Source organism: Sorangium sp. So ce295 (assembly GCF_051527405.1).
In the GTDB taxonomy this organism is placed as follows: domain Bacteria; phylum Myxococcota_A; class Polyangia; order Polyangiales; family Polyangiaceae; genus Sorangium; species Sorangium cellulosum_B.
On record NZ_CP150324.1, the window covers coordinates 7869078 to 7891380 of the forward strand.

At 71.4% G+C, this 22303-nt stretch carries 21 protein-coding genes; 12 read left to right on the plus strand and 9 right to left on the minus strand.

Translation table 11 applies throughout. The annotated features are described in order from the left end of the window. Positions 1-172 precede the first annotated feature (172 nt). Both WMF11_RS29725 and WMF11_RS29730 read right to left on the minus strand, forming a co-directional pair. Entirely contained in the window at positions 173-577 is a 405-nt protein-coding gene (locus WMF11_RS29725) for a hypothetical protein (RefSeq protein WP_437902624.1), read from the minus strand. A gap of 261 nt (positions 578-838) precedes the next feature. Further along, positions 839-1213: a molecular chaperone DnaJ gene (locus WMF11_RS29730; RefSeq protein WP_437973102.1), complete on the minus strand. Its 375-nt coding sequence runs from the start codon at positions 1211-1213 to the stop codon at positions 839-841. Between the two features lie 416 nt (positions 1214-1629). Here WMF11_RS29730 and WMF11_RS29735 point away from each other — a divergent pair, with 416 nt between their 5' ends. From WMF11_RS29735 to WMF11_RS29745, 3 genes are all read left to right on the plus strand, one after another. Then, complete coding sequence (locus tag WMF11_RS29735; protein ID WP_437973103.1) at positions 1630-2577, plus strand: cytochrome P450; 948 nt, start codon at positions 1630-1632, stop codon at positions 2575-2577. A gap of 221 nt (positions 2578-2798) precedes the next feature. Beyond that, positions 2799-3302 (plus strand): DUF1801 domain-containing protein, encoded by a 504-nt coding sequence (locus WMF11_RS29740; protein WP_437973104.1) that lies wholly within the window; start codon positions 2799-2801, stop codon positions 3300-3302. A 260-nt stretch (positions 3303-3562) separates the two neighbouring features. Beyond that, positions 3563-4708, plus strand: a complete 1146-nt coding sequence (locus WMF11_RS29745) for a translation initiation factor IF-2 (protein WP_437973105.1) — start codon at positions 3563-3565, stop codon at positions 4706-4708. A gap of 37 nt (positions 4709-4745) precedes the next feature. Here the strand turns inward: WMF11_RS29745 and WMF11_RS29750 are convergent, their stop codons facing one another. Then, on the minus strand, positions 4746-5648 hold the full coding sequence (locus WMF11_RS29750; RefSeq protein WP_437973106.1) for a hypothetical protein: 903 nt from the start codon (positions 5646-5648) through the stop codon (positions 4746-4748). Between the two features lie 482 nt (positions 5649-6130). Here WMF11_RS29750 and WMF11_RS29755 point away from each other — a divergent pair, with 482 nt between their 5' ends. The 3 genes from WMF11_RS29755 (at position 6131) to WMF11_RS29765 (ending at position 9128) form a co-directional block, all read left to right on the plus strand. Further along, positions 6131-7387, plus strand: coding sequence for a lamin tail domain-containing protein (locus tag WMF11_RS29755; protein WP_437973107.1), 1257 nt, complete (start codon positions 6131-6133; stop codon positions 7385-7387). 477 nt (positions 7388-7864) lie between these two features. Continuing rightward, positions 7865-8644 carry a sensor histidine kinase gene (locus tag WMF11_RS29760; RefSeq protein WP_437902632.1) on the plus strand — a complete coding sequence of 260 codons (780 nt, stop codon included), beginning with the start codon at positions 7865-7867 and terminating at the stop codon, positions 8642-8644. Between the two features lie 25 nt (positions 8645-8669). Beyond that, complete coding sequence (locus tag WMF11_RS29765; RefSeq protein WP_437541982.1) at positions 8670-9128, plus strand: tellurite resistance TerB family protein; 459 nt, start codon at positions 8670-8672, stop codon at positions 9126-9128. Positions 9129-9213: 85 nt separating this feature from the next. On the opposite strand, the gene WMF11_RS29770 is transcribed toward WMF11_RS29765, so the two are convergent. The 3 genes from WMF11_RS29770 to WMF11_RS29780 form a co-directional block, all read right to left on the minus strand. Beyond that, positions 9214-10308 (minus strand): NFACT RNA binding domain-containing protein, encoded by a 1095-nt coding sequence (locus tag WMF11_RS29770; protein WP_437973108.1) that lies wholly within the window; start codon positions 10306-10308, stop codon positions 9214-9216. Positions 10309-10968: 660 nt separating this feature from the next. After that, positions 10969-11805: a hypothetical protein gene (locus WMF11_RS29775; RefSeq protein WP_437973109.1), complete on the minus strand. Its 837-nt coding sequence runs from the start codon at positions 11803-11805 to the stop codon at positions 10969-10971. 168 nt (positions 11806-11973) lie between these two features. Then, positions 11974-12756 carry a hypothetical protein gene (locus WMF11_RS29780; protein WP_437973110.1) on the minus strand — a complete coding sequence of 261 codons (783 nt, stop codon included), beginning with the start codon at positions 12754-12756 and terminating at the stop codon, positions 11974-11976. A gap of 127 nt (positions 12757-12883) precedes the next feature. Between WMF11_RS29780 and WMF11_RS29785 the strand changes: the two genes are divergently transcribed. Continuing rightward, entirely contained in the window at positions 12884-13627 is a 744-nt protein-coding gene (locus WMF11_RS29785; RefSeq protein WP_437902636.1) for a formylglycine-generating enzyme family protein, read from the plus strand. A 166-nt stretch (positions 13628-13793) separates the two neighbouring features. Here WMF11_RS29785 and WMF11_RS29790 read toward each other — a convergent pair whose 3' ends face one another. Then, positions 13794-14465, minus strand: a complete 672-nt coding sequence (locus WMF11_RS29790; RefSeq protein WP_437973111.1) for a hypothetical protein — start codon at positions 14463-14465, stop codon at positions 13794-13796. Positions 14466-14721: 256 nt separating this feature from the next. On the opposite strand from WMF11_RS29790, the gene WMF11_RS29795 reads away from it, so the two are divergent. Continuing rightward, entirely contained in the window at positions 14722-16017 is a 1296-nt protein-coding gene (locus WMF11_RS29795) for a hypothetical protein (protein ID WP_437973112.1), read from the plus strand. Positions 16018-16110: 93 nt separating this feature from the next. Here WMF11_RS29795 and WMF11_RS29800 read toward each other — a convergent pair whose 3' ends face one another. Beyond that, positions 16111-16659, minus strand: coding sequence for an ester cyclase (locus tag WMF11_RS29800; protein WP_437902639.1), 549 nt, complete (start codon positions 16657-16659; stop codon positions 16111-16113). 252 nt (positions 16660-16911) lie between these two features. On the opposite strand from WMF11_RS29800, the gene WMF11_RS29805 reads away from it, so the two are divergent. Beyond that, positions 16912-17892, plus strand: coding sequence for a LysR family transcriptional regulator (locus WMF11_RS29805; RefSeq protein ID WP_437973113.1), 981 nt, complete (start codon positions 16912-16914; stop codon positions 17890-17892). A gap of 74 nt (positions 17893-17966) precedes the next feature. On the opposite strand, the gene WMF11_RS29810 is transcribed toward WMF11_RS29805, so the two are convergent. Beyond that, on the minus strand, positions 17967-18536 hold the full coding sequence (locus tag WMF11_RS29810; protein ID WP_437902641.1) for a hypothetical protein: 570 nt from the start codon (positions 18534-18536) through the stop codon (positions 17967-17969). Between the two features lie 267 nt (positions 18537-18803). Here WMF11_RS29810 and WMF11_RS29815 point away from each other — a divergent pair, with 267 nt between their 5' ends. The 3 genes from WMF11_RS29815 to phhA all read left to right on the plus strand — a co-directional run bounded on the left by WMF11_RS29815 (position 18804) and on the right by phhA (position 22300). Then, entirely contained in the window at positions 18804-19775 is a 972-nt protein-coding gene (locus tag WMF11_RS29815) for an aldo/keto reductase (protein WP_437708164.1), read from the plus strand. A gap of 217 nt (positions 19776-19992) precedes the next feature. Next, positions 19993-20955, plus strand: coding sequence for an MBL fold metallo-hydrolase (locus tag WMF11_RS29820; protein WP_437973114.1), 963 nt, complete (start codon positions 19993-19995; stop codon positions 20953-20955). Between the two features lie 478 nt (positions 20956-21433). After that, entirely contained in the window at positions 21434-22300 is an 867-nt protein-coding gene (phhA, locus tag WMF11_RS29825; protein WP_437542005.1) for a phenylalanine 4-monooxygenase, read from the plus strand. Positions 22301-22303: the final 3 nt, after the last annotated feature.

A 22303-nucleotide genomic window follows, 5' to 3' on the forward strand; every position in this document is an offset into this window, starting at 1 on the left:
GCCGCGCCGGCGCGACCCCTTCCGCTGGTCGACGGGGGAGGGTCCTCGTGCCCCAGCTGCGAGCACGTTTTTCCGCAGACGTGGTGGTGGCCATGGAGGAGACAGAACCTGCCTTTGCACGCGGAGCACGCACTGGGGGTCGCGTCCTTTTTGCAGTGGGGAAAGTCGCACCTCATCCGAGCCTCCGGACGTCCAGCGAGCCCGGGCGCGCGGCGCCTGCGCCGAGCATGGCAGCCTCGTGCCAGTCGAGCGGGGTGGCCTCCGCGAGCAGGTTCTCGATCCGCTTCTCGGGCGGCAGGCTCCGGTCCGCGAGCAAGCGCCTCAGCACCGCGTGCTCGTGGAAGCGAGGGCCGACCACGAGCCGTGTGGCGGCAAGCCAGGTCATGGATCGGCGGTCCGCGAGCCCCAGCTCCGCACAGATGTCGACCGATTCGCTGCAGTGGACGAGGAGCGCCTCATCGTCCAGCCCCCGGGTGCTGCTCCCGAGCTCGGCCCGGAGGAACGCCCGCAGAGATTCGCACAGCGTCCGGTGATGATGGGCATTGAACAGCTGCATCTGCTCCCTGCGGATGATCATGCCGCCTCCTGCGCAAGGGCAGGACATCACGAGCGGAAAGACGAGGGCAAGGGCAACCTCGGACCGCAAGACCGCGGCATCCAGGAGATGCGCGGCGGCAAGATGAACGAGGCCGCCTTCGGGGCGCGCTTCCAGGGCGCGGGCCCGCGCTGGGCGGCGATCCAGCGGCTCTTCGAGGTCCACTGTCAGCGGCTCGGACTCAACGTGGCGCGCGGCAGCGGCGAGTACATCGAGCGAGAGGGCGAGTCGACGTTCAGGCGGTCACGATCCGGGCGGACGGAGCTGCTTGCGGACCTTCTTGATGAAGGTCTGGGTGCACTTTCCGTGGGTGGCCTCATGCTCCACGATCTCGAGCGTGAGCTTGGCCTTCGTCCCGCTGGAGAGATGTGCAGCCGCGTTCACCTCCCTGGCGAGCTGGATGCCTTCCAGCGACGCAGGTCCCTGCTGCTTCTCGACGGCCGCCGGCTTGTTCGGCTGACGGAAGTGGGAGGGCTTTGTCTTGGTGACGTCGCGGAAGCCGGTGTCGTCCGAGCGCCGGCCGGTGCCGTGGCAGCCCGGACAGGTGGCGGTCGTGCCGGAGAACGAGTTGGCGATGCGGCCGTCGCCGCCGCAGATGCCGCAGGATTCACCAGCCATGAGCCTGGCCCTCGGTTCGGGGCAGGTGCTTCGGGTCCTTCATGCCCGAGAGCATACAGCCGATCGTGGCTCGTGGAAGCTTCGCCTGGGGCGATCCTGCAGATCAGCGGATCGTACTTTCTGTGCGTCATGTCAACCGCCGGTCGTTGCCGCAGAGGGCCGGGAAATTCCTGACATGTCGGAATGGCTTTGCGCCGGCTTCTATGGAACGTAGCCGCTCGGCCACCTGCGCCTGCGTGGCGCGCCGATCACGTCGACGCGCAGGGGACGGGGCACAAAAGACTTGACAGCTGCGAAGCCGTTTGGATGTCCTATCCCCACACAACCATACCAGTTGAGAGAGCCTGAGCTGGCAGTACAATCGAAGGAACGCGCCCCATGACCACCTGCCCAGAGGCCCCACCAACAGCATCCTGATGAACGTGCAGGGGCTCCTCGACCCGATCGGCTACACGCTGCGCATGCGGGAGCGCTACGGCGATCCGATGTCGCTCCCGAAGATGGACGGCAAACCGGTGCTGGCCACCGGCAGCGTGGAGGGTCTGCGCGCCGTGTTCGCGGTGCCGCCGGAGGCCTTGGACCAGATGCTGAGCAAGAGCTTCACCGCGGCGATGGGAGAGTCGTCGCTGTTCGCGCTCTCGGGCGCGCGGCACACGGCCATGCGCAGGCTGCTCATGCCGCCGTTTCACGGGCAGCGCATGCGCCTGTATGGGAAGCAGATCTGCGACCTGACCCTGCAGCACGCCCGGGACCTCAAGCCGGGTCTGGAGCTGGTGGCGCAGGACCTCATGCAGACGATCTCGCTGCAGACGATCATCCACCTCGTGTTCGGGGTCACTGCGCCGGCGGAAGCGGCGCGCCTCGAGAAGCTGCTCGAGGATCTGCGCAAGAGCTTCTCCCTCGGCCTGACCGTCACCCTCATGATTCCGTGGCTGCGCCGGGAGTTCCGGGGCTTCGGCCCGTGGGCGCGCAGGCAGCACGCGTTCCGGAGCCTGCGCAGCTTCCTCGATCCGGAGCTCGCCCGCCGCCGCGCCGACCCCGCTGAGCGCACCGATATCCTGAGTCTGCTCCTGGAAGCCCGCCAGGAAGACGGGACGGCGCTGAGCGACCAGGAGATCTTCGAGCAGCTGCAGGCGGTGTTTCGTCCCGAGCGATTCCTGGAGCGAACCTATTCCCCCTTCGAATTCCTGCCGTTCGGCGGCGGGAATCGGCGCTGCATCGGGGCCGCCTTCGCGCTGTACGAGATGAAGCTGATCCTGGGCACGCTGCTGCGGCGCTACAGCTTCGAGCTCGTGTCCAAGAAGCCGGTGCGGGTGGGGCTGCAGGGCATGCCCGGCGCTCCGGTGCGCGTGATCGTCCGTTGATTCCTCCCGCAGACGTACGAGGTCTTCTCCGGCGCGAAGTGAGGCCGTCTCCGCGCGGCCACGCCGCTCCCCCTCTCCGAGGCCGACCTCACCACCTTGACATCCTCGCGTCGGTTCGTCTTTTCTAACCCTGAGCGCGTCCGATCCCGACGGTCGGGTCACGCGAGATCCCCTGAAAGGGCGCTGGAGCTCGGGCCATCGAGTCAGGCGTACAACACATCATGAAGCGCACAACCGAGAAGCCGAGCAAGCCGCGCGCGAAGGCGCAGAAGGGGTCGCCCGAGAGGCGCGAGCCTCGGGAGGCCGCCGGAGCGCCCGCGGCGCCCGCCACGCCCGCCGGCGCGCAGGAGAGCCCGGCCGTCGTCGCGTTCCTGCGCGAGCTGGAACATCCGCGGAAGGAGGCGATCGTGGCCCTGCGGCAGATCATCCTCGGCGTCAGCCCGGCGATCCGCGAGGAGATCAAGTGGAACGCGCCGAGCTTCCGGACAACCGAGCATTTCGCCACGTTCAACTTGCGCGCAAAGGACCGCGTCCGGCTCATCCTTCACCTCGGAGCCAAGGTGAAGGACACAGCGGCGAAGGGGCTCGAGATCGCGGACCCGGCTGGCCTCCTGGAGTGGCTTGCCAAGGATCGCTGCCTCGTGACGTTCACCGACGGAGAGGACGTCCAGGCGAAGCGGGCGGCGCTGGAGTCCGTGCTGCGCGCGTGGCTCCGATGGCTCTGACCCCTGCACCGGTGGCGGGCGAGCGGGGCCGAGCGAGTCTGTCCGCAGCGGCGCAGCGCGCGAGCACCCTGGATGACCGACGAGCGGCCTCGGCCGCCGCTACTGACCCAGCAGCGGTGCGAAAACCTGGGTGGGTCGTGACATATCGTCGATAATGCTGCTTGCGTTTGACGATCTGTCCACCATAACGCGGCACGAACCGCGTGCAGTACCTCGAATCACATGAATCTACACGGCGCAATGATTGCTATCACCGCACCATGACACGTGCTCGCCGGCTCGCGATCGGCCTCGGACTGGTCATGGTCATCGCGGTGATCGCGTGGATGGCGCGGCGCTCGGGTATCGTGAGCACCCCCACCCCGCAGCGGCCCAGTCCGCCGGCGGTCCGATCTGGCGCCTCCGCGCCCGAGCCCCCCTCTCCTCGCGCGCCCCAGCGCCACGCCAGCTCCGTCCCGAGCCGGTCAGCGCCCGACAGGCCTCCCACCGAGCCGACATCGCTGCAGGCGCCGGCGCGCGGTCCGGAAGACCAAGCCGCCCAGGAGCCCCCGCCTCCCCGCCTCGATGAGGAGCCGATCGAGCGTCCGATCCACGATGCCCCCACGAAGCCAGTCGCCGCGCAGCGCCCCGCGCACCGGCGGGAGTCGTCCGCCTTCCGGCGGAGGTTGCAGCCCGGGCTGTGCACGGACCCCAGCGAGGCAGCCGGCGCGCAAGAGACGTTGATCTCCCGCTTCCGCCACGAGACGTGGGGAGGTGCCGGGCGCCTGTACGTCGACCCCAGGCTGCCGGACGACGCACACCTGCCCCTCCTCGATCACCTCGAGCACGCGGAACGGGAGGTGTTCTACCAGCTGGAGCTCAAAGCCGAGCGCCCTGACGTCTTCGCGTACCTCGACACGGACCTGCTCACGGCTGCTGCCTGCACCAACCGCGGCGTGGTGGCCTTTTACGACGGCGCGCTGCACGTGGTCACGACGAGGGCGGACACTCGGACCAGCGTCGTGCACGAGTACACGCATCACGTGCTGATGAGCCACGGCATGCTGGGGCCGGCCTGGGCGCAAGAGGGCATTGCCATGGTTATCGCGCGAGAGACATGGTGGCTCGACCCGGCCAGGCTCGAGCAGGTGAGTGACGCTCCGATGCCCCTGCAGGTGATGGAGCAGGCCGTCCCCTACACGCTCCGCACGGACGATGCCCTGATGTTCTATGTGCAAGCGGCCAGCATGGTCCGCTGCTTCGTTCGCGGCGACAGCACCAGGTTGCGGCGGCTCATGGATGCGATGGGCACGGGTGAAGAAGCGGCGCTCGGCGGCTCATCCGACGAGCTCGCGCAGCTCCTCGAGCCCTCCACCTGGGAGTCCTGCATCGACACTCTGACGCAGGACATGGCCCCGCTGCGCTGATCCCTCGTCGTCCTGGCATTGCACAGCCGTCTGAGCGCTACCAGTCGCTTCCGGCTTCGAACTGGGGGACGCAGGCGCGGGCGAAGGTGCCGGGGTCGCCGGCGCGGCAGGGGTCGGCGCGGCGGAAGCCGGTGAAGGTGATGTCGGCGGTGGCGATGTCGTGGGCGTCGCCGCTCGCGGAGTCGAAGCAGTAGAGATCGCCGTCGCGGCTGAGGTAAGCGCCGGCGACGAGGGTTTTGGTGGTGTTCTGCTGGGCGAGCTTGGCGATGAGGACGCTCCAGCCGACGTGCAGGTAGAGCGTGTCGCCGACTCGAGAGCGACCGCCGGTCACCTCGACGACGGACTCGCCTTCGAGGGTGCCGGTGATGGCGTAACTGCCCTGACGGCAATCGTGGCAGTAGCGGAGCTCGCCCGATACGACCTCGCCGCTGCAGGTGAGCGCGCCCAAACCGCCAAGCTCGACGGCGGCATAACTTCCGTTTCTCACGGCACGCGCCTCGCCGGCTGCGCAGAGCAGCCGACCCCGGCTCGCGATGAGGGCATTGCTCAGCGGGCGCACCTCCCGATCTTCGAAGGGCTCGCTGCCGGAGCCCTTCAACCAGATTCCGGTGAGGAAGTCGATGGGACCGCGCAGGGCTTCGCCGCGAAACGTCTGCCACGAGGTGGGCCAGAGCAGCCGGTCCTTCTGCCAATTCTCGGTGCCATCGTCGGCTCCTGACACCTCCAGCAGCGGAGCGTCGCAGACCGGGAGCACAGCATCCGCCGGCGCGAGCACGACTTGCCGGCCGCCCGCCTCTCCCCCTTCCCCGCCCAGGCCCGCTACGCCGCCCGCGCTCCCCACCTGCTCGTGCGCCCCATGCTGGCTGTTGCCACACCCCCAGAGCAATGCCGCCCCGAACCACACCAGTTTCAAGGATGCCATGCCGACCCGGCCTAGCAAAGGGCGTGCTCGTCCTGCGCAGCCGCAGAAATGCCGCCGGCCGCAGCCCGCAGTGAACGCGCCGTCACAACGTGACGCACCGCCGGCACACCACTCGGCAAGGGTAGGCCCACGGCCGGAGCCGTGGTCGGCGCGGCATCGGGAGCTCGAAATTCGTGAACCATGGGCTCCATGCCATTCGCTTGCGACCGACGATGCCGTCAGGGTCCTGGAGAGGATCGCCCGCGCAAAGCCGTTCCGACCTACCAAGAATTTCCCGTTAACGACCAGCAGTCGACATGACCCACAAAGGACGATCCCCTGAGCCGCCCATAAAACCCAGCAGATCGAACGAGCTCACTCGACTGTGCAATATTACACACGCTGACGCTCGCGCGGAGGATCTCGAACATCAGCCGTTGTGACGTGGCGCGCTCGAGTGCTATCGTTGCTTGGTGCCGGCGACCGGTTGGCGAGAGTTCAAGGCCGAGGGTAAGAGGACGATGAACCGTCGGTCTTACGCGACTGTCGTCGCGATGGCATGGGTTGCCGCGTGCAGCAGCGGGTCGAGCGAGTCGCCTCTGCCAGCGCCGTCGGGCGGAGCAGGCGGTACGTCGGCGACCGGGGCCTCGTCCGCGGCAGGAGGCTCGAGCGGGAGCGCAGCACAAGCAGGCGGCGCGGGAGGGAGCGGCGGCGCTGCGGCTGTCGCGGGCTCGACCGGCGTGGCCGGCAGCCCGAACGCTGGCGGAGCCGCCGGCAGCGCCGGCGCCGGCGAGGCCGGCCCGGGGGCGGGCGGTGCCGAGGCGTGCCCGGCGGGCTCGACGCAGCTGTCGCCGTGGCCTGGCAAGGCCGAGGTCCACACGCTCGACAGCGAGGACGCGTTCGAGAGCGATCTGAGCGGGCTGACCTACGAGGCGCCCGGCGTGCTGTGGGCGACCGACAACCTCTCCGCCAGGCTGTTTCGGTTGCTGAAGAGCGGAGCGAGCTATGCGCCGGACACGTCCAATGGCTGGGCCTCCGGCAAACGGCTACGTTACCCGAACGGCAAGGGCACGCCCGACGCGGAGGGAGTGACGCTCGCCGCCACGAGCGCCGCGGGCGTCTACGTGTGCGCCGAGCGCGACACGGACGATCCGTCCGTGAGCCGGCTGTCCGTGTTGCGATACGACGTGACGGCCGCCGGAGCGACGTTGACCGCGACTCACGAGTGGAACCTCACCGCGCTCTTGCCCGAGGTCGACGCGAACGCGGGCCTGGAAGCGGTCACCTGGGCGGCTGACGGCTTGCTCACGGCGCACCACTTCTTCGACGAGAGCAAGTCCCGAGCTTACGCCCCGAGCGACTACGGCGAGCACGGCGGCGGCCTGTTTCTGGTGGGCGTGGAAGAGACCGGCAAGCTGTACGCTCTCGCGCTGAATCACGGGAGCGGCGCGGCCACCTTGGTGGCCAGCATCTCGACGCCGCTCGAGGGGGTGATGGGGCTCGAGCTCGACCGTGACACAGGGAGCTTGTGGGCTCACTGCGATGACACGTGCGACAACCAATCCGCCGTGTTCGGTATCGACGACGCGCTCGGGCGCTTCGTGCTGGAGCGGCGTTTCAGGCCCCCCAGCGGGCTGCCGGACTCCAACAACGAAGGCATCGCGCTCGCGCCGGACGCGGAGTGCAGCGGCGGCGTCAAGCCGTTCTTCTGGACCGACGACGCCGACGACGACGGCTTTTCCCTGCGCGAAGGCGCGATCGCTTGCGGTTGCCTGTAGCGACGGAAGGCCGTGGGGTAGCGCGGCAGCGCCTCGGGCGCCGGAAAGAACGCCCCCTGAGCCGCTGTCGAGCTCATCGCTCATGACGAGGAGATCGGGAGTCATCGGGGCGCCCGTGCCGCTGCTCTCCCTGAGCTGGGCAAGGCCGAACGACGCCTCGCGCGGCTCAGACGACCTCCTGTGCCCCGACTGGGCCCGACAGGAGCGCACACGATGCCCCGACCGGGTGCGCCGCCATCACGCCGCGCCGCTGCGGCGGTGCCGCGCCGGCCCCGGGCACCAGCGCCGCGGCCTCATGGCCCTCACGAGCCGCGAACCGCGCCGGAGCCCCGCCCGCGGATTGGGCCTTGCGACCGGCGCACGGAATGCTGTACCACGGAGACCGCAGTGCGTTTTCGTGGGGGGTCGCACCGGCGCGGCCCGCTCCTGGTCTATCCTGGACACGCGGCGATGCCGCGCGCCCGCTGACGAGCCCTCATGACCTCACCTGCCCAGGATCGCGCCACGACCCGCCCGGCATCCCGCCGCAAGCTGCTCCTGAACCCGCGATTCCAGCTCAAATACACCGGGCTCCTGGTCTCGGTGGTGCTCGCCGTCATGGTGGCGCTCGGACTCGTCATCTGGCAGACCGCGAGCGTCGCGAACGAACAGGCGCGTTACGCGGCGACCCAGGCGGAGCTCGCGCTCAAAGAGGCGGCGAACAGCGCCAAGATCCTCAAGATGAGCACCGCCGCCCTGGGCGGCGACGGCGCCGACCTCGGCAGCACCCTCGACGAGGAGCTCGAGAAGACGAACCGCGAGTACGAGCGCAACCTGGCAGAGGTCGCCAGGCGGCGCGCCGACGTCGAGGCGCTGCAAGGTCGTCTCCTCGGCATCCTCGTCGGCGGCGGCGCGTTCCTCCTCGCCGTCCTCGGCGTGCTCGGGGTCTTCATCACCCAGCGCATCGTGGGGCCGGTCCACCAGCTGAAGCGCCTCTGCCGCCAGGTCGGCACGACGCGGCTCACCATCGGAGAGGGGCTGCGAAAGGGCGATGAGCTCGGGGACCTGTTCGACACGTTCGTGCAGATGACCTACTCGCTCAAGGCGCTCCAGACAGGCAGGCTCGCGACGCTCGACGCGACCATCGAGCGGGCCGAGGCGGAGTCGGCCTCGGCCGAGGTGCTCGCGCGCCTGCGCGCGCTCCGGGCGCAGCTCTGCCTCGGCCTCAGCGAATCCGAGACGGTGCGGCGCCGCGGCCCGAAAGGTGGTGAGTCATGAGGCGAATCGCCGGGGCGGTGGAGACATGAAGCCTCCCGAGCTGGTCCAGCAGGCGGCCGGATTGCTCCGCGCCCGCTTCGATCTCAACGAGTACAACCCGACCCCGATCGTCGACCTCGGCGCGCTCGTGGCGAACGCCGACGGCACCGTCGACGCCGAGGAGATCGACGCCCTGCGCCAGCTCATCGAGCCGATGCTCGGCGCCCAGCTCAACGCCGAGCTCGTCCGCTACCTCATCGAGGCGAGCCTGAAGGTGATCGCCGCGGCGGGCGTCGAGCCGCGGGTGCGCCTGCTGGCGGAGATCCTCATGGACTGCGACGCGGTGGAGGAGGGCATCATCATCGCGCTGGCGGTCGCCCACGCGAGCGAGGGGATCTCCGACGCGGAGCGCGCGGTCATCGAGTCGCTCGCCCGCGCGGCCGAGCTCCCCGGGCGCCGGCTCGATCAGCTGAACGAGCAGGTCCGGGCGGCGTTCGCGACCTGACGGCGGCCTCCACCGGCGGCGCGGGCTCCGGCGGCGGGCGAAGACGTGCGCCTCCGGGCGTGGCCGCCGCCGGCCGTGCGCGGCGTCAGCCCTCTTCCTTGGTCGCGAGCAGCCGCGAGAGGCGATCGCCCTCGATGCGGACGGCGATGACCTTCTCCCGGTCGAAGACCACCGCGCCCGGGGCCGCGCCGCGCGGCTTGCGCACGTAGCGGCGCTGGACGTAGCTCACCTCGCACACCGCCTCGCCGCGCGCGTCGCTGAAGTGCGCCGCCAGGGTCGCGGCGTCCACCAGCACGTCCGCGGGGCAGCTCGCCCCCTTCGCGAGCGGCACGACGACGTGCGAGCCCGTGACGCCCTTCGCATGAAGCCAGAGGTCGTGCGGCCGCGCGTGCTTCGTCGTGAGGGCGTCGTTGTCCTCGGCGCTTCGGCCGACGAGGATCGCCGCGCCGGACGCGCTGCGGTAGGCGTGGAACGGCCGCCGCGGCGCGGGCCGCCCGGCCCGGAGGGCGCGGGCGCCGGACGTCCCGGGCTCGCCGGCGAGCTCCGCGCGCGAGACGCCTAGGGAGCGGGCGCGCTGCGCGAGCGGATCGAGCGACTCGGGCCGCGCCTCCGCTGCGGCGATGTCCGCCGCGAGCGCGGCGATCGCCGAGAGGGCGCGCTCGGTCTCGGCGAGGCGCGCGCGCATCACCGCCTCGCCGCGCTGGTAGCGCCGCGCCCTGGCGAAGAAGGCCTCGGCCTGCGCCTTGGCGGGGCGCGACGGGTCGAGCGCGACCTCGATCGTGCCGCCGGTCTCCCAGTCGTCGAGGAGCGCCTTCGCGGCGCCCCGCGGCACACGGGCGCCCTGCGCGAGCAGGAGCTGCCCCGTCTTCTGCAGGCGCGCGACGCTGCCCAGCCGCCCGAGATCGCCGCGCACCGCCTCGGCCCTGCGCTCGAGCGCCGCGCGCCGCGCCTTCACGGCGCGCGCGAGCGCCGCCTTCTCCTGCCCGGCGGCGGCGTCGTCGCTCGCCTCGACGAGCGCCGCGCCGGCGGCCAGCGGATCCGCCGGGTAAGCGACCGCCGCCTGCGGGGCGCCCCCCTGAGGCGGCCAGCGGAGGATCAGGTGGCCGGCGGCGTCGAGCAGCCGCGCCTCGCCGCGGCGTCCCGGCGTGAGCTCCAGCCGCGCCCCCGGGGACGACCCCAACCTGGGTGGAGGCGCCGCCGGCCCCAACCCGGGTTCGGGTGCAGCCGCCGGCCCCAACCCGGGTTCGGCCAACCCCAACCTGGGTGGGGGCGCCGCCGGCCCCAACCCGGGTTCGGGAACTGCCGCCGGCCTCAACCCGGGTTCGGCCAACCCCAACCTCGGTGCCGCCGCCCCCAACCCGGGTTCGGGAACTGCCGCCGGCCTCAACCCGGGTTGGGGAACTGCCGCCGGCCTCAACCCGGGTTCGGGTGCGGCCAACCCCAACCTGGGTGCGTTCTCTGCACCCTCTCGGTCATTTTCCACCATGACCGCATCATCATCCCCCGCGACGATCACGATGCCGTCGCCCCGCACCTCGATCGCCAGCACGCGGCGGCCGACCAGGTGCGCCCTCATGGCGGCGACGAGCGGGTGCGACGTGCCGGCGCGGAGCCGGGGCAGCCTCGGCAGGATCCCTACCCCTGAAACGCGCGGCCCGATGCCGGCGCCGAGCGCGCGCCGCGTCCCGTCGTAGACGGCGAGCGCGACGAGCCCCGTCGCCGGGTTCGCGTGCGCCGCGTCGATCCGCGCCCCCACGCAGCGCGCGAGCGCCTCGGCGAGCGCCCCACCCTGCGCCGCGCCCCCCGTGTGGTCCTCCATGGCGAACCCCGCTCGTGCCCCTCAGCGCAACGCTTCGAAGTACGGCCCGCAGCAACGACGCCCGAGCTCGCACGTCCCGCCGCGGTCCTCGCACGAGGCTACCTCTTCACCGTTGACGAAGCAGGAGCAGAGCGTCCTGCCCGAGCTCTGGGTGCGGCACTCGGCCGCGACGACCACGCCCCGGCACGCGCCCTTGCAACTGCAGGCCCCGCCGGGATCGCCTGCGCACTCGATCCGCGGGCAGCCGCCGCCGTTCGCGCACCTGTCGTACTCGTCCAGGGACCGCTGGCACCGGGGCCCGACGAGATCGCAGTCGGACCTGCCGTTCGTCAGGCAGTCGAAGTACGGGATGAGCAGATCGTTGCACTGGGGCGCCTGGGCCAGGTCGTAGTCACACATCGTCCCGCAGCCGCCCGGCGCCAACACCCCGCACGCCTCCTCGTAGCGCTCGCAGAAGCGCACGCACGCCGACCAGGCCTCGCCGCCGCCCGCCCCGGTGGAGGCGCTCGCGGTCCCCGACGTGGCCATCCAGGTCGCGCTGGAGCTGACCGCGCTGGAGCCGTTCCCGCCGGTGCCACCCACGCCGGCGCCGACCGCGCTGGAGCCGCCCCCGCCGACGGTCACCCCGGTGGAACCGCCCACGCCGGAGCCGCCCACGCTGGTGCCGCCGACGCCGACGCTGACCGCGCTTGCGGCGACTGCACCCGTGCTGATCGCGCTGGAGCCGACCGCGCCCGTGCCGATCGCGCTGGAGCTCGTCACCCCGGCGCCTCCTGACCCGTCGGGCATCCCATCGACGACGACGTTGCCACCGCACGCGCTCCCCCACGCCAGGGCGGCGAGCGCAGCGGTACGCATCCTGAGCATCGTCATTCGCATGGACCGCAAGAGTACCCCAGGAGCGCGCCCGGGCGCGAGCGCAGCGTCGATCCGCGCCCCCGCGCAGCGCGCCATCGTCTCGACGATCGCTCCGCCCTGCGCCGCGCTCCCCGGCTCGCCCTCCATGGCGAACGCCGCGGGCGCCCCTCAGCGAAGCCCGTCGAAGATCGGCTCGCAACAGCCGTGGGCGAGGTCGCACGCCGGGCCGACATCCTGGCACGTGGCCACCTCCTCGCCGTTGACGAAGCAGGAGCAGAGGATCCCGTTGCGCATGTCGGGGCGGCACTCGACCGCGAACCCCGCGTTCGGGCACGAGCCCTTGCAGGAGCAGGTCCGGTTGCGATCGGCGAAGCACTCGAGCGGCGTGCAGCCGCCGCTGTCCCGGCACGCGTCGTACTCGGTCAGGAACGGCTGGCACCGTTGCGGAACGAAGTCGCAGTCGACGCTGGCGTTCGCCGCGCACTCGAAGAACATCGCGAGCCGCTCGTTGCACTGGGGCGCCTCGTTCACATACCCCTTGCAGAACCCCTCGCACTGCCCCGGCTCCACCTGCTCGCAGGCATCCGTATAGATCTCGCAGAACCTCATGCACATCGACCAGGCCTCGCCGCCGCCCGCCCCGGTGGAGGCGCTCGCTGTCCCCGACGTGGCCATCCAGGTCGCGCTGCTGCTGACCGCGGTGAAGCCGCCCCCGCCGACGGTCACCGAGGTGGAACCGCCCACGCCCGTGCTGATCGCGCTGGAACCGCCCACGCCCACGCTGACCGCGCTGGAGCCGAACGCGCCCGTGCTGACCGCGCTGGAGCTCGTCGCCCCGGCGCCTCCTGACCCGTCCGGCATCCCGTCGACCACCACGTTGCCACCGCAAGCGCTTCCCCACGCCAGGGCGGCGAGCGCAGCGGCGCGCATCCTGAGCAGCGCCATTCGCATAGACCGCGAGAGTACCCCAGGTGGGCGCCCGAGCGCGAGCGCGGCACGGGCGCGACGGGCGCGAATCGAGGCGAGCCGCCGCGCGGCCTCTCGTCCGCCGCGCGGCTTTGCGATAGAGACCCGCCGCGTGCTCCTCGACCTCCTGCTCGCCCCGCTGCTCGCCCAGGCCGACGCGCCGCCCCGGCCCGGCCCCGCGGCGTCCTGCCCGTCCGACATGGTGCTCGTCGAGGGCACCCACGCCGAGAGCGTGCAGCGGATCTGCACGAGCTACCGCGGCGGCCACTGCTTCGGCTTCTTCCCCGGCTTGTTCGCCGCCGAGCCGCGCTTCACGCCGGTGCGCACGTGCATGGACCGCCACGAGTGGCCGAACCGGGCCGGCGCGCTGCCGGTCGTGATGCTCCGCTTCATCGAGGCCGAGCGGGAGTGCGCCGCCGTCGGCAAGCGCCTCTGCACCGAGTTCGAGTGGGAGCTCGCCTGCGAGGGGCCGTCCGCGCTCCCCTTCCCCTACGGTCACGCGCACGATCCGGCCGCCTGCAACGTCAGCAAGCCGTACCGAGGGATCAGCGAGCGGCGGCTGGCGTCCGACGACCCGGCGGTGCGGGCCGCCGAGACGCAGCGGCTCTGGCAGGGGGAGCCGTCGGGCTCGTACCCAGCGTGCGTGAGCCCGTACGGCGTGGTCGACCTGGTCGGCAACGTCGAAGAGTGGGTGTCGACCTCGCGCCCCGAGTGGCCACACCGCTCGTCGCTGAAGGGCGGCTACTGGTCCAAGCCGTGGGCGGGGTGCCGGGGGACCAACGACTCGCATGGACCGATGTTCCGGTTTTACGAGATCGGGTTTCGCTGCTGCAAGGATCCGCGGCCAGGCCCGTAACACAGGGTCCGCCGAGGGCGAATCGGCGAGAGAATCGGTTGCCCGAGGGCACAGAGCGGAGATACCACCACCGCCGAGCAACTCACCTCATCGCAGTGCCCGGTTTGCCAGTGATCGGCATGCGCCGGCAAGCGCGGTCGCATCGACGATCTTGACGAGGCAGCGCTCAGCGGGCGGGAGCGCCGGCGCAGATCCAGTCGTTGATCTTCTTGATATCGGCCTCGGGCAGCGGCCCGCCGGGCGGCATCCTGCTCTCGTCAGGGTCGCACAGGTCGACATCCTTCAGCTTGTTCATGAGATAGCTGCTGCTCGGCTTGAACGGCACGACGAGCGCCTGCTCGCGGGAGCAGGACGCGCTGTCCTGCTCGACGAGCTTGCCGGCGGCCGCGCTCGCGCGGAGGTCGAGCCCGCCGGACGGCGCGCCGGCGCTGCCGTGGCAGTACTGGTTCGCGCAGCTCCTCGTCAGGATGGGCTCCACGTCGGCGAACGCCGCGGTGTCCGCGCTGCAGGCGGGATCGCTCGGAGGCGCGCCCCCGCCCTCGCCCCCGGTGCCGGCCGCGCCGCCGCCGCCCTCTCCCCCGGCGCCGGCCGCGCCGCCGCCGCCACCCTCGCCCCCGGTGCCAGCCGGCGCACCGCCGACGCCCTCTCCCCCCGCGCCGGCCGCACTGCCGCCCTCGCCAGCGCCGCCGCCGCCCTGGCTGGAGCCGCCGCCGCTGCCGGTCGTGCTGGAGGCGGCACCGCCGCCGGTGCCCGAGGAATCGTCATCGGAGCAAGCCGCCGCCGAGAGCCCGAGAGCCAGGCAAAGAACCCATCGAAGCGAGTTGTTGTGATAAAGCAAGGTACCTCTTCAGGATGGTGTTGGTCACGCGGCGCTCGCCGCGCGAGCGATTCACGAAGAGACTAGAAAGCATGCGGCCGCACGCGACGCAATCGCGCGATGGTGGACGAGGTGGTCACCAAATTCCAACCGTGGCAGCGGGGCTGTCGCATTGAGCGTCTGCCCGCCGACGGGAGTCGACGCGTGTCGATCAGAAACCGACATCGCGCGCGCGTCCGGCTTCTCCACCGAAAGCACGCGGCGCTAGAGTACCGCGATGCGACAAACCCATTGGACCGGCCTGGCGGCGTGCGCCGCCCTGAGCACGGCGCTCGGCTGCAACGCGGTCTGGGGGATCCCCGACGGAGAAGCCAGCGGAGATCCCGCGGCAGGCGGCGCGGGGAGCTCGGGCAGCTCAGGGGGCGCAGGGGCCACCGCAAGCGCAGGCTCGGGGGCCGGCGGGGGCGGGAGCGGCGCGGCCGGCGGACCCTCCGCGGAGTGCCCGATCGAGCCGTTCACAGGGCGCGCGCCGGGCGCGTGCCAGGCCGCCGACGGCGACAACGATTACCTCTCCGATCCGGAGAACTGCTGTGTGCCCGGCAGGAGCTGCCTCGGCGGCGCCTGCGAGGAGGGCAGGTGTCTGCCGGTCGTCCTCGCCACGGCCAACGATGAGGAGCACGAGGCGATCGGCCTCGTTGTGGATGGGGACGGGGACGATGGGCGCGTGCTCTGGGCGAGCGGCTACGGCAGCACGATCTTCGCGACCGAGAAGGCGGCTTCCGGCTCGACCGAGCCGCTGATGGTCCTCGACTCGCTCGCGACCCTGCTCGCGCGCTCGGAGAGCTCGCTGCTCATCACCGATGAGACCGAGCCGGACGTGTACCGGATGCCGCTCACGGGGAACGTCACCGTCTCGACGGTCGCCGGCGCCCAGGGAGCGGCGGGCTACCGGCGGCCCGTGGCCGGCGGCGGCTGGGTCTACTGGATCACCGGCCTGATCGAGGACCCGGAGCAGGATCCCGACGCGCGCGATGTCCCGAAGCGCATCTGGGCGGCGCGGGTCGACGCGACCGATCAGACAGGCCTCTCCGTCTTCGACCGGGACACGTACGTCGGAGGCCTCGCGCTCGACGCCACCCATCTCTACTGGACCGAGCTTGAGCCCGGCGGGACGCACAGCACCGTTCGGCGGATGGCGCTCGGGGAGCCCGGCCAGACCGAGATCGTCGCGTCGATCCCCATCCACGACGGCGATCTCCCCGGAGACATCGCGGTCGGAGAGCGGATCTTCTGGATCAGCGGTTACGCCATCTACGCCGCGAACAAGGACGGTACCGACGCAGGTGCGCTCGTGGCGACGGACTTCCCCACGCGCCTGCTGGCAGACTCCACCTTTGTTTACTGGTACAGCCGCGAGGGGCAGCTCCAGCGGGTGCGCGCCTCGGGCGGCGCGCCGGAGCCGCTCGCCGACAGCGCGGACATCCGAGATCTCGTCCAGGACTGCGGCGCTCTCTACTGGACGACCTGGGCCACCGACGAGCGGCCAGCATCGGTGATCAAGCTGGCCAAGTGAGCCGCGCGCCGATCGCGCTCCCGGCGAAGCCGCAACGATGGTCGTGCCACGAGGTGACGAGATTCCCCCGGCCCGCTCCGCCCCCGTCGGCGGTCACTGCGCCACGACGCCCAGCTGCTGGAACAGCGTCAGGTTGTCCTCGATGTGCCAGTTGTCGGTGATGCGACCGTCCTGCACGCGCAGGATGTCCGTGGCGATGAAGTCCACGGCCTGCCCGGCGCCCTTCCTGTCGCCGAAGGCGCCGGTGAAGTGGCCTCGAAAGCGCAGGTGCGCCACCACGCGATCGCCGGCGACGATCAGCTGCTCCACCTCGCAGCTCAGGTCCGGCACCGCGGCGCGGAAGCTCTTCGACGCGAACGCCGGGCCCTCGGGGCCCTGCGGGCGCCCCTCGGGCAAGGTGCGATCGGTGAACGTCGGCGCGATCGCCGCGTCGAGGTAGCGCGGTTCGCCGGTGCCCCAGAACGCGTAAAAGCGGCGCGCCGCGAGGATCTCCGCGTCCGCCTGCGCCCTGGGCAGGCTCGCGTCGACGACCATCGACCGCGGCGAGGGCAGGTCCTCCGCGCCGGCGCCCTGCAGATGGCAGGCGCTCGCGGCGGCGAAGAGCGAGAGGGAGAGGGCGCTGATCAACAAGGGCTTTCTCATGACGTGTCTCCTTCGAACGGCGATCTCGGGCAGCCGGTCAGCGCGCACGCGCCGACCGGAGGCGCCGCCGGCACGGCGGGGCGCAGCGTCGAGCGCGGCGGGCCCTGGGCCCGCACCGGCGCGGCGACACGGACACCTTGATCCTTTCCTCCACGAAGGAGAACGAGCGCATTGGCCGAACCAGCTTTTCGATAAAGTTGAAGATGTTCGCCGGCGCGCCTACCCTCCCGGGGTTCGCCGAGGGCGCGCGCGATGGTCGAGCTCGAGGACATGCAGCTGTTCGTGTGCGCGGTCGCGGGCGGCAGCCTGTCGGCGGCGGGGCGCGAGCTCGGCTTCTCGCCGGCGGTGGCGAGCAAGCGCATGACGCGGCTGGAGGCGGCGCTCGGCGTGCGCCTCCTCCAGCGCAGCTCGCGGCGGCTCACGCTGACCAGCGAGGGCGCGACCTACCACGAGCGCTGCATGTCCATCCTCGCCGACGTGAGCGAGGCCGAGCTCGCGGTGACCGCCGGAAAGGCCGAGGCGCGCGGCGTCCTCCGCGTGTCGGCGCCCGTGGATCTCGGCCGCCAGTGGGTGGGGCCGGCCGCGGCCGACTTCGCGGCGGCGCACCCGCGGCTCAGCGTGCGCGTCAGCCTGTCGGACCGCGTGGTGGACCTGTTCGAGGCCGGCGTCGACGTGGCCGTGCGCATCGGCGCGCTGGCCGACTCCCGCCTCGTCTCGCGCCGGCTGGCCCGGAGCCGGCGCGTGGTCTGCGGCGCGCCGGCCTACCTGTCGCGGCGCGGGCGGCCGCGCACGATCGCAGACCTGGCCGGCCACGAGTGCATCGTGCTGCAGCGCCCGGGCATGCGCGCCCTCTCGTGGACCTTCCGCACCGAGCAAGGGCTCCACACCGTCCGGCCCTCAGGGCGGCTCGTGGCCGACAGCGGCGACCTGGTGCGCGACTGGGCCGTGGCCGGGCATGGCCTCGCCTTCAAGTCGATCTGGGACGTCGCCGCCGACATCGACGCCGGGCGCCTCGTCCCGCTGCTCACCGACCTGCCCGCGCCGGGCTCGGCCGTGAACGTCATCTACCCGAGCCGGCGCTTCCTGCCCGCGAGGGCGCGGCTGTTCGTCGACTTCCTCCAGCAGCGCTTCGCCGCGCACGAGGCCGCGGTGCTGGCCGCCTCGACGCCGCAATCGGAGCCGCCGTCATCGCCTTCACCGCCGCCATCGGCGCGTGGCAAGCACCGCGCCTGAGGAGCACCCCCGCGGCGGGCAAGGAGGGGCCGCTGCCGGCCGCTGCCGGCCGCTGCCGAGACGCGCGGCGCGCTTCAGGCGTCGGCCTGCGGGCCAGCGCCGATCGCCGACAGGAACTGCGCTCTCTCCTCGTCCGTCGGGCGCCGGCCCGAGAGGTAGCGCCGCTGGTGCGCGCGGGCCGCCGCCAGCGACGCCTGATTCAGGACGATGATCGGCACCTTGGGCGCGTACAGGCTCGTCACCTCGATCAGCGTCGTGCCCCCCGAGCCCGGCGAGAAGCGGTAAGTCCCGAGCCCCCGCGTCCACAGCACGTTCTCCTCGAACGCATCGACGACGATGACGAAGACCTCGGGCGAGGCGCGCTCCGCGGAGAAGCGCAACGTCTGCGTGAAGTGCCCGACGCCCGGGAGAGGCACGCTCATCCGGACGACGAAGCGCGGCTCATGGAACGATCCCGACTGCATCTCGCACCCGGTCCCGGGGAAGAGCTCCCGCGCGCAGCCCTGCTGATCCCACCACATGGCGGCGGCGTCGAACGGGTCGATGTTCCCGATATCGATGACGAACCGGACGCCGCGCATGCCCCGCGCCTCGTCGTGGACGCTCTCGGCGTGCGCGATCTCCGTGTCTTCCTGCTGCCACATGGTCGTCTCCTCGCCCCGGCGAGCGAGCATAAGTGAAGCACCGTTGCGCATCAAGGAAGCGGCCCTCCGCGCTGGATCCGCGCCGCCGCCACCCCGCGACGAGGTCTTCGGCGCGGCGCGCGGCGCGCGGCGCCTGTCGCGCGCTCGTCACCGCCGCCCGCCGCCCGCCGGGCCGGCTCATGACGGCGCGACTCCGGCGAATCCCTACGACGCGTTCCGCCCTGGGGCGTGGACGGCCCGCGGAGCGCGTTGCTACCCTCCGGCGCCATGGACTACCGCAATCTCGGACGCACTGGCCTGAAGGTCAGCCCCCTCTGCCTCGGCACGATGAACTTCGGCCCGGAGACCAGCGAGCCCGACAGCTTCGCCATCATGGACCGAGCGCTCGGACACGGGATCAACTTCTTCGACACAGCCAACGTCTACGGGCGGAAGCGCGGAGAGGGGATCACCGAGCAGATCGTCGGGCGCTGGCTCGCCCAGGGCGACGGGCGCCGGGACCGCATCGTGCTCGCCACGAAGGTCTACGGCCTCATGGGCGAAGGGCCCAACGACAGGAGGCTCTCGGCCTATCACATCCGGCGCGCCTGCGAGGCGAGCCTGCGCCGCCTGCAGACAGACCATATCGACCTCTACCAGATGCACCACATCGACCGCGAGACGCCCTGGGACGAGATCTGGCAGGCGATGGAGCAGCTCGTCCGCGAGGGGAAGGTCCTCTATGTCGGCAGCAGCAACTTCGCTGGATGGCAGATCGCGCACGCGAACGGCCTCGCCGCGCAGCGGCACTTTCTCGGGCTCGTCTCGGAGCAGAGCCTGTACAACCTCAACGCGCGCACCGTCGAGCTGGAGGTCCTGCCCGCGTGCCGCGCGCTCGGCCTCGCCGTCCTGCCCTGGAGCCCGCTCGCCGGCGGGCTGCTCGGCGGCGCCCTCCAGAAGGCGCGCGAGGGCCGGCGCTCCTCCGCCGATGCGCAGGCGCGCATCGACAAGAACCGCGCCAAGCTGGAGGCGTACGAGGCGTTCTGCGCCGAGATCGGAGAGCGGCCCGCCGACGTGGCCGTGGCCTGGCTGCTCCGGAACCCCGTCGTCACGTCACCCATCCTCGGCCCGCGCACCGCCGAGCAACTCGACGGGAGCCTGCGCGCCCTCGAGATCACGCTGACGCCGGAGCACCTCGGGCGGCTCGACGCGATGTTCCCCGGCCCCGGCGGCGAGGCGCCGGAAGCCTACGCCTGGTAGTGCCGCCCTGCGCGGCGCCCGCCGCCGGCGCCGCAGCGCGCGGCGCTCGCCGCCGGCGCCATCCAGCCGGCTCGCCTCCACCCGGGCGCCACGCCTGGCCTTCCTCAGGAATCGCGCCGCGGGACGGAGCGATTTCGATTCCATGGCGTCGAGCGGGTGGCCTACGCTCCGAGGTCCCGAGACGCGTCAAGAGACGCTCGGGCACAAGGGGATCGACATGGGCCGATGGCGGTATGAGCAAGGGCTGGAGGACATCGGCAACGGCTGCTTTGCCTATCTCCAGCCGGCCGGCACCTGGGGGCTCAGCAACGCGGGGCTCGTCACCTCGGACGGCGAGGCCCTGCTCGTCGACACGCTCTTCGACCTGAAGCGCACGCGCGAGATGCTCGACGCCATGCGCGCGGCGGCCCCCGCCGCGGCGCGGATAGGCACCGTCGTGAACACCCACGCGAACGGCGACCATTGCTACGGCAACGCGCTCGTCGAGGGCGCGACCATCATCGCCACGCGCGCCGGCGCCGCCGAGATGGACGAGGTCCCCGCGCCGATGCTGGCGATGCTGATGCGACAGGCGCGCAGCGGCGCCGCGGGCGCGCTGGGCGAGTACCTCGTCCACTGCTTCGGCGCCTTCGACTTCGACGGGATCGCCCCCACGCCGCCGACCCGGGTGTTCGACGGAGAGCTGACCGTCGCGGTCGGGGGCAAGGAGGTCCACCTCATCGAGGTGGGCCCCTCGCACACGAAGGGCGATCTGCTCGTGCATGTGCCGGCGGACCGGGTGATCTACACGGGAGACGTCCTCTTCATCGACGCGACGCCGATCATGTGGGCAGGGCCCGTCGGCAACTGGCTCAAGGCCTGCGACATCCTCCTCGCGGCCGACGTCGACGTCATCGTGCCGGGACACGGCCCCATCACGGATCGCGCCGGTGTGCGCGCGGTCCGCGACTACCTCGTGTACATCCGCGACGAGGCCCGGCGCCGCTACGACGCCGGCATGCCCCCGGCGGACGCCGCCCGCGACATCGCGCTCGCCGACTACGCGAGCTGGAGCGACGCCGAGCGGATCGTGGTCAATGTGCACACGCTCTACCGCGAGTTCAGCGGCGGGAAGCTCCCCTCGCCGGGCCCGGTCGAGCTCTTCGGCCTCATGGCCGAGCTCGCGCGTCGGCCACGTTGAGCGAGCCAGAAGAAGATGACGGTCATCATACGTCTGTCGTCGCGAGCAGCGAAGTTAAGCTAAGCCAAGACAACGCCCGTCGTCATCCCTGGCAGCAGGCGATCCTCGGCGCCTCGGCCGCGCACAGAGGGGCGCCGCCCGCCGTCATGGACACAGAGTTTCCCCTGAGGACGATCCCTGGTCAAGCGACGCCTGGGGCGCACGGACAGCCAATGTCCTTGCCATCCTGCCGGCGTTCGGCGCGCCGCGTGCTGTATCTCGCATGGCGTCCCGTCGCGCTCCTGCCGGAGCGCGGCGAAGCGCCTGGAGGCGCGCGAGCACGGTGGCCACCCTCACCAGGCGACGGCGGAGCTCCTCCGACGTGTCCGGTCGCGCGGCCACGGTCGGCAGGCGCGGGAACCAGCAGGATTGCCCTTGCGGACGCCATGTTCCTATGATGCCTTCTCCCCGGAGCGTCTGGACATCATTCTCCCCCACCATGAGCTATGCACACGGCACCCCGCCCGAAGGCGCGGCAGCGGATTGGACGATTCCCCAGCGTTGGGAGCGCTACAGCGCGGCCGAGCACGCGCTGTGGGACCGGCTGTTCGATCGGCAGGCCAAGCTACTCCCGGCCCGCGCCGCGCCCGAGTTCCTGGCCGGGCTCGATGTGTTGCGTCTGGGCGACAGCGGAATCCCGAACTTCGACGCGCTCTCCGATCGCCTGATGAATGCGACCGGCTGGCAGGTGGTGGCGGTGCCGGGCCTGATCCCCGACGATGTGTTCTTCGAACATCTGGCGAACCGCCGCTTCGTCGCCGGCAACTTCATCCGCACGCCCGAGCAGCTCGACTATCTGCAGGAGCCGGACGTCTTCCACGACGTGTTCGGCCACGTCCCCCTGCTGGCGAACCCCGTCTTCGCCGATTACATGCAGGCCTATGGCCAGGGCGGCCAGCGGGCGAACGGGCTCGGCGCGATCCAGCGGCTGGCGCGCCTTTACTGGTACACGGTCGAGTTCGGGCTGATACAGAGCGCAGAGGGCCTGCGCATCTATGGCGCAGGGATCGTCTCCTCGCACGGCGAATCGATCTTTGCGCTCGACGATCCCTCGCCCAATCGGGTCGGCTTCGATCTGCTGCGGCTGATGCGCACCCGCTATCGAATCGACGATTACCAGCAGAGCTATTTCGTGATCGACAGCTTCGAGGATCTTCTCCGCCAGACGCTCGAGACCGACTTCGCGCCCCTCTACGAACAGGTCGCCCAGCTGACGGACATCGCGCCGGCCGACGTGCTGCCGGAGGATCGGATCTACACACGCGGCACGCAGGCCTACGCGCTCGCGAAGGGGGTGGCGGGATAAGGC

Bases quoted from the DNA above. Each gene is read 5' to 3' on its own strand.
- WMF11_RS29725 (WP_437902624.1), bottom strand. From the start codon at position 577: ATGATCATCCGCAGGGAGCAGATGCAGCTGTTCAATGCCCATCATCAC.
- WMF11_RS29730 (WP_437973102.1), bottom strand. From the start codon at position 1,213: ATGGCTGGTGAATCCTGCGGCATCTGCGGCGGCGACGGCCGCATCGCC.
- WMF11_RS29735 (WP_437973103.1), top strand. From the start codon at position 1,630: ATGAACGTGCAGGGGCTCCTCGACCCGATCGGCTACACGCTGCGCATG.
- WMF11_RS29740 (WP_437973104.1), top strand. From the start codon at position 2,799: ATGAAGCGCACAACCGAGAAGCCGAGCAAGCCGCGCGCGAAGGCGCAG.
- WMF11_RS29745 (WP_437973105.1), top strand. From the start codon at position 3,563: ATGACACGTGCTCGCCGGCTCGCGATCGGCCTCGGACTGGTCATGGTC.
- WMF11_RS29755 (WP_437973107.1), top strand. From the start codon at position 6,131: ATGAACCGTCGGTCTTACGCGACTGTCGTCGCGATGGCATGGGTTGCC.
- WMF11_RS29760 (WP_437902632.1), top strand. From the start codon at position 7,865: ATGACCTCACCTGCCCAGGATCGCGCCACGACCCGCCCGGCATCCCGC.
- WMF11_RS29765 (WP_437541982.1), top strand. From the start codon at position 8,670: ATGAAGCCTCCCGAGCTGGTCCAGCAGGCGGCCGGATTGCTCCGCGCC.
- WMF11_RS29775 (WP_437973109.1), bottom strand. From the start codon at position 11,805: ATGCGTACCGCTGCGCTCGCCGCCCTGGCGTGGGGGAGCGCGTGCGGT.
- WMF11_RS29780 (WP_437973110.1), bottom strand. From the start codon at position 12,756: ATGCGAATGGCGCTGCTCAGGATGCGCGCCGCTGCGCTCGCCGCCCTG.
- WMF11_RS29795 (WP_437973112.1), top strand. From the start codon at position 14,722: ATGCGACAAACCCATTGGACCGGCCTGGCGGCGTGCGCCGCCCTGAGC.
- WMF11_RS29800 (WP_437902639.1), bottom strand. From the start codon at position 16,659: ATGAGAAAGCCCTTGTTGATCAGCGCCCTCTCCCTCTCGCTCTTCGCC.
- WMF11_RS29805 (WP_437973113.1), top strand. From the start codon at position 16,912: ATGGTCGAGCTCGAGGACATGCAGCTGTTCGTGTGCGCGGTCGCGGGC.
- WMF11_RS29810 (WP_437902641.1), bottom strand. From the start codon at position 18,536: ATGTGGCAGCAGGAAGACACGGAGATCGCGCACGCCGAGAGCGTCCAC.
- WMF11_RS29815 (WP_437708164.1), top strand. From the start codon at position 18,804: ATGGACTACCGCAATCTCGGACGCACTGGCCTGAAGGTCAGCCCCCTC.
- WMF11_RS29820 (WP_437973114.1), top strand. From the start codon at position 19,993: ATGGGCCGATGGCGGTATGAGCAAGGGCTGGAGGACATCGGCAACGGC.
- phhA (WP_437542005.1), top strand. From the start codon at position 21,434: ATGAGCTATGCACACGGCACCCCGCCCGAAGGCGCGGCAGCGGATTGG.